This is a genomic window from Streptomyces sp. NPDC059371, assembly GCF_042751995.1.
In the GTDB taxonomy this organism is placed as follows: Bacteria; Actinomycetota; Actinomycetes; order Streptomycetales; family Streptomycetaceae; genus Streptomyces.
This window is the reverse complement of the sequence record NZ_JBHYXD010000011.1, coordinates 148,209-153,658: the sequence shown is the minus strand read 5'-3', so window position 1 is coordinate 153,658 and position 5,450 is coordinate 148,209. Positions and strand designations below refer to the sequence as shown.

The following is a 5,450-nucleotide window of genomic DNA, read 5'->3' as shown; positions in this document are numbered from 1 at the left end:
GTCACCGCGCGCCCGCCACGACCGCGCTGATCACGCTGGTCGCGCACGCCCCCAGGGCGCGCCTGCGCTAGCGTCCTCCGATCGCACGAGGACGGCCCCCGCTACACCCCCCGGAGAAGCGGGGGCCGTCGCTCGTCGTCGGGCCGAACTCCTGCCCCGTACCGCCCCGTCGGGCGGCCAGGTGGCGGGGAGTGCCCGAACGCCCGCCGTAGCGGCTCCTGTTGGCCGTGGAGGGTGCCTGCGGGTTCCCGGACACGCCGCAGCCCCGCCCTCCATCGGAGGACGGGGCTGCGGACGTCGGACCCTCAGTGCCAGCTGTGCGGCGCCCGGAAACCGGGCTCCCGCTCCAGGCGGCGCCAGCCCGCCTTACGGTGGGGACGGTGGGAGGAGTCGGCATCAGTGGGAGCGGAGGCGGCACGGGCCAGGAGGATCGCGGTGATGGCGGCGACCTCCTCGGGCTCGGCATGGCCCTTCTCGACGCGGATGTCAGGGGTGCTCATAGGTTTCAGTCTCCATGAGAGAGGTTTCCGCGGGGGTACCGCGGAAGATCCGCCGGGTTACTGCGGGGGGTTGCCGTGCTTGCGGGAGGGCAGGTCCGCGTGCTTGGTGTGCAGCATCGCGAGCGACTTGATCAGGACCTCGCGGGTCTCGGCGGGGTCGATGACGTCGTCGACCAGCCCACGCTCGGCGGCGTAGTACGGGTGCATCAGCTCGGCCTTGTACTCCTTGACCATGCGGACGCGCATCGCCTCGGGATCGGCGGCATCGGCGATCTGACGGCGGAAGATGACGTTGGCGGCACCTTCGGCGCCCATCACGGCGATCTCGTTCGTCGGCCAGGCGTAGGTGAGGTCGGCCCCGATGGACTGGCTGTCCATGACGATGTAGGCACCTCCGTACGCCTTGCGCAGGATGAGAGAGATCCGCGGCACCGTCGCGTTGCAGTACGCGTAGAGCAGCTTCGCGCCGTGCCGGATGATCCCGCCGTGCTCCTGGTCGACACCCGGGAGGAACCCGGGCACGTCCAGCAGCGTGATGATCGGGATATTGAAAGCGTCACACATCTGGACAAAGCGTGCAGCTTTTTCGGATGCCTCGATGTCGAGCACACCCGCCAGGCTCTGCGGCTGGTTGGCGACGATGCCGACGACCATGCCGTCGAGGCGGGCCAGCGCGCAGATGATGTTGCGGGCCCAGCGCTCGTGGACCTCGAGGTAGTCGCCGTCGTCGACGAGCTCCTCGATGACCTTGGTCATGTCGTACGGACGGTTGCCGTCGGCCGGGACCAGGTCCAGCAGCACCTCGCTGCGGCGGTCGGCCGGGTCCGCGGACTCCGCGCGCGGCGGGTTCTCACGGTTGTTCTGCGGGAGCATCGACAGGAGGTAGCGCACCTCGGCGATGCAGGTCTCCTCGTCGTCGTACGCGAAGTGGCAGACGCCGGAGGTCTCCGCGTGGACGTCGGCGCCGCCCAGACCGTTCTGGGTGATCTCCTCGCCCGTCACCGCCTTGACCACGTCCGGGCCGGTGATGAACATCTGCGAGGTCTCGCGGACCATGAAGACGAAGTCCGTGAGCGCGGGCGAGTAGGCCGCGCCGCCGGCGCACGGGCCGAGCATCACGGAGATCTGCGGGATGACGCCGGAGGCCTTGGTGTTGCGCTGGAAGATGCCGCCGTAGCCGGCGAGGGCGGAGACGCCCTCCTGGATACGGGCGCCGGCGCCGTCGTTCAGGGACACCAGCGGCGCACCGGCCGCGATGGCCATGTCCATGATCTTGTGGATCTTCGTGGCGTGGGCCTCGCCGAGGGCGCCGCCGAAGATGCGGAAGTCATGGGCGTACACGAAGACCGTGCGGCCCTCGACCGTGCCCCAGCCGGTGATGACACCGTCGGTGTACGGCTTCTTGGCCTCCAGGCCGAACCCGGTCGCCCGGTGCCGGCGGAGCTGCTCGACCTCCTGGAACGAGCCCGCGTCGAGCAGCAGCTCGATGCGCTCCCGGGCGGTCAGCTTGCCCTTGGCATGCTGCGCCTCGGTCGCCTTCTCGCTGGGACCCCGCAGCGCCTCCGCACGGATGGCGTGCAGCTCGGCCACCCGGCCACGCGCGTCCGTCGGTTCGCCTGAGGGGATCGTGGAGCTCGCGGTGTCGGCCTCGTCCAAAACGGTCATGTAGCGACCATACGAAGTCCACCAAGGAAAGAGGCCCGTCGACTCTGCACAGTCTCCGGACCGTTTTCCTGGTGCCCCTGAACAGAACCACCATCAGATGCAGGCGATCCGACTGCCCGGAGGGGCTTGGGGTTGTGGAGGTCACACAAACCGTTCGGCCGACTGCCATCTCACATTCATGAGCGGCACATGCCGTCACCGGGGTGACGCGGACGCCCGTTCGGCGGTCCGCGCACCCCGGAGGCGCCGGTTCAGCAGCCGCCGCAGGTGTAGTAGAGGACGTCCCAGTGGCTGCCCTCGTCGGCGTAGATGTTGCCGGAGCCGGACTGGTACTGCGGAGCGCCGTCACCGCGCAGGCCTATGTAGCTGAAGGTGTTCTTGATGTAGGCGGTGACGCAGGTGTTCTTGCCGTAGTCGAGCTTGTAGCCGTTCCAGTGAGAGTAGGTGCCGCTCGCGTGCCCGGTCTCGGTGCCGCCGGTGATGTTGAGCGCGCAGCCGCTGGCCCCCTTGAGGGTCTGGGCGCCCTGCGCGGTGGCGAGGTTGAGCTGCTCGAACGAGGTGCAGGTGGAGTTGTTGCGGTCGGAACAGTTGCCGGAGGAGGACCAGGTGATGCCGGACTGGCGGAACATCGAGGTCGCGGTGGCGTGACTGATCTTACTGACGGCGAAGGCGTCGGTGGCGGTGCCGACGACGGCGACGCCCGGGACCACGAGAAGGGCCAGGGCGGTCAGCGCGGACCTGAACTTCATCTGGAGGGACCTTTCCTGCGGAGGACCGTCGGGCGGCCGCACGGGCGTGCGGCCGTGCTTCCTTTGGGGCGGCTGTGCAGGGGGTGCACGCAGATGGTGCCCGAGTTCTACGCGCGTCCGCCAGAGGGGGGACGAGTGCGACCCACCGTGACACCACGCGCACGCTCCGGATGCTGTTGAAACTTGAACGGAATAGGTCTACGGTTGGCCGCGTTACCTCGTTGAACATTCAACAGAAAGACGCCGTGGCTCTCCCCGGAACCGCGGCCCGTCCCCCCAAGGAGCACCTCATGGGCATCTTCGGCCGCAAGACCACCGACACCGCCGCCACCTCCACCGCCGCGACGGCCACCGCGACGGCCGCTGCCGTCAGCCCGGACCTGGCCGCGCTGACCGGCGACTACACCATCGACCCGGCCCACTCGACGATCGGCTTCGTCGCCCGGCACGCGATGGTGACCAACGTCAAGGGCAAGTTCAGCGACTTCGAGGGCACTCTGCACCTGGACGGCGGCGACCCGTCGCGGTCCACGGCCTCCCTCGACATCACGATGGACAGCATCGACACCGGGTCCGCCGACCGCGACGGCCACCTCAAGAGCGCCGACTTCTTCAAGACCGACGAGTTCCCGGCGATGACGTTCCGCTCCGTCAAGGCGGAGGCCCTCGGCGGTGACGACTACCGGATCACCGGCGACCTGGAGATCCTCGGCACCACCAAGCAGATCAGCATCGACCTGGAGTTCAACGGCACCGCGAAGGACCCGTTCGGCAACGAGCGCGTGGGCTTCGAGGGCAAGGCCGAGATCCTGCGCTCCGAGTGGGGCCTCACCTGGAACGCGGCCCTGGAGACCGGTGGCGTCCTCGTCTCCGACAAGATCAAGCTGAACTTCGACATCTCGGCGATCAAGAACGCCGGCTGAGTCACCGGCCCGGTGGCACACCGAGCGCGTCCGCCCGCTTTCTCCGTACGGAGGAGGCGGGCGCTCTCGTGTCCGGCTCCCGGGAGCGCCGCCGGGCGCGCCCGGCCTCAGAAACCGCCGCCGAAGTCGCCGCCACCCCCGCCGAAGTCCCCTCCCCCGCCGTCACCGAAGCCGCCGCCGAAGTCACCGGAGTCGAAGTCGGCACCGGAGACATCGCCTCCGTCGTAGCCGCCGCCGAAGTCGCCGTACCCGGTGCCGTACGCGGCCCCGTACCCGGGGCTCGCCATGATGCTGCCGAGCACGGTCCCGACGAGCAGGCCCGGCAGCAGGCCGCCGCCGAAGTAGCCGCCCGCCCAGGGGCCGTACGCCGGGCCCGCGTCCCAGTACGGGCGGCGGCCGTACTCCGTCTCGACCTCGCGCACCGCCGGCTGCTCGCCCCCGGTGAGACGCATCCAGTCCGCCTTGCACACCGGGACCTCGCGGGGCGCGCCCCCGGCGGGCGTCCAGGCCGCGTCGGCGACGGACGGGCCGTGCCGGGGGTCGAAGAAGCAGGGCGCGCGGCGCTCCGGGACCGGGCGGCCCTCGCGGCGCGCCGCGAGCACGGCGAGGGAGAAGCGGCCCTCCTCCAGGGACTGGGTGACGCCGCGCACGTCCTCGGGGCGCCGGGCCCGGGCCATGTACGACTTCGCCTGTTCGTAGGCGTCCAGCGCGCGTTCGTAGTCCGCGCGCATCGCGTCGTCGGCGCCGGCCTCGGCCGGGTGGAAGTCCAGCCGGTCGAGCTCCTCGCCGAAGGCGGTGATGTCCTCGTCCACGACCACACGGAGCCGGTCCAGCGCGGCACGCTGTTCCTCGTCCTGCCGGCGCCGGTTGCGCCGTACGACCGTGTACGCGCCCGCGGCACCGACCACGGCCACCGCGCCGACCGCGATCAGCGCTCCCGCCGAGACGCCTCCGTCGTTCGAGCCGCCGCCCCAGCTCGCGGGGGCCGCGCCGTGGATGTTGGCGAGCGCCCGGTCGGTGAACTCGTTGAGCTGGGTGTTCGCGTCCGATACGCCCTGGACGCTGGTGACGAGGTTCCGCACGGCCGAGCGGGACATCACCGCGGAGTCGGCGCGGGCGTCGAAGCGGTCGCCGAGCCTGACCGCGTAGAGGCCGGTGATTCCGGTGTCGGTGCGCAGGTTCTGGAACAGGTTCGCGGTGGGGAAGTCCGCGGGGAGCACCGCGACGAAGACCGGCTTGTCCGCCTTCTTGATCTTGGCGGCGAGGGCGTCGGCCTCCGCCGCGGAGAGCTGGCCGGAGGCGGCCGGGTCCACGTAGACGGGGCCCTTCCGCAGGGCCGCCGCGACGGTGGAGACATCGGTGGCGGCGTGGGCCCCGGGCGCCGGGAACCACACCATCGCCAGGGCCGCGAGCATCAGTGCGACCAACAGGCCTGGAAGTCCTCGGGTGAGTGCGGCCCTCATGCCTTGAAGCTACCCGAACCGGAGCGAAACCGGACATCGGGAGAGCGGCCTCCCACGGTCGCCGGAACGCGGACCGGCCGGGGCTGACGGTTCAGCCCCCGCCGGCCCTCCCGGTTATCCCACACGCCGCGCGGGAAGCCCGGGGCAGCG

5 protein-coding genes are annotated in these 5,450 nt (G+C 70.5%); 1 reads left to right on the top strand and 4 read right to left on the bottom strand.

Annotated features, from left to right (window positions below; all coding sequences use genetic code 11):
- Positions 1-305: 305 nt before the first annotated feature.
- The 3 genes from ACFXGX_RS09745 to ACFXGX_RS09735 all read right to left on the bottom strand — a co-directional run bounded on the left by ACFXGX_RS09745 (position 306) and on the right by ACFXGX_RS09735 (position 2,914).
- Positions 306-500, bottom strand: a complete 195-nt coding sequence (locus tag ACFXGX_RS09745; protein WP_384787264.1) for an acyl-CoA carboxylase subunit epsilon — start codon at positions 498-500, stop codon at positions 306-308.
- Positions 501-557: 57 nt separating this feature from the next.
- Entirely contained in the window at positions 558-2,165 is a 1,608-nt protein-coding gene (locus ACFXGX_RS09740; RefSeq protein WP_384787261.1) for an acyl-CoA carboxylase subunit beta, read from the bottom strand.
- Positions 2,166-2,416: 251 nt separating this feature from the next.
- Positions 2,417-2,914: a hypothetical protein gene (locus ACFXGX_RS09735; protein ID WP_384787258.1), complete on the bottom strand. Its 498-nt coding sequence runs from the start codon at positions 2,912-2,914 to the stop codon at positions 2,417-2,419.
- Positions 2,915-3,204: 290 nt separating this feature from the next.
- On the opposite strand from ACFXGX_RS09735, the gene ACFXGX_RS09730 reads away from it, so the two are divergent.
- Positions 3,205-3,837 carry a YceI family protein gene (locus ACFXGX_RS09730; protein WP_384787255.1) on the top strand — a complete coding sequence of 211 codons (633 nt, stop codon included), beginning with the start codon at positions 3,205-3,207 and terminating at the stop codon, positions 3,835-3,837.
- A 107-nt stretch (positions 3,838-3,944) separates the two neighbouring features.
- On the opposite strand, the gene ACFXGX_RS09725 is transcribed toward ACFXGX_RS09730, so the two are convergent.
- Complete coding sequence (locus ACFXGX_RS09725; RefSeq protein ID WP_384787252.1) at positions 3,945-5,300, bottom strand: hypothetical protein; 1,356 nt, start codon at positions 5,298-5,300, stop codon at positions 3,945-3,947.
- Positions 5,301-5,450 lie beyond the last annotated feature (150 nt).

Excerpts from the sequence above, each read along its gene's own strand:
- ACFXGX_RS09730 (WP_384787255.1), top strand. The coding sequence starts at position 3,205 with ATGGGCATCTTCGGCCGCAAGACCACCGACACCGCCGCCACCTCCACC.
- ACFXGX_RS09745 (WP_384787264.1), bottom strand. The coding sequence starts at position 500 with ATGAGCACCCCTGACATCCGCGTCGAGAAGGGCCATGCCGAGCCCGAG.
- ACFXGX_RS09735 (WP_384787258.1), bottom strand. The coding sequence starts at position 2,914 with ATGAAGTTCAGGTCCGCGCTGACCGCCCTGGCCCTTCTCGTGGTCCCG.
- ACFXGX_RS09740 (WP_384787261.1), bottom strand. The coding sequence starts at position 2,165 with ATGACCGTTTTGGACGAGGCCGACACCGCGAGCTCCACGATCCCCTCA.
- ACFXGX_RS09725 (WP_384787252.1), bottom strand. The coding sequence starts at position 5,300 with ATGAGGGCCGCACTCACCCGAGGACTTCCAGGCCTGTTGGTCGCACTG.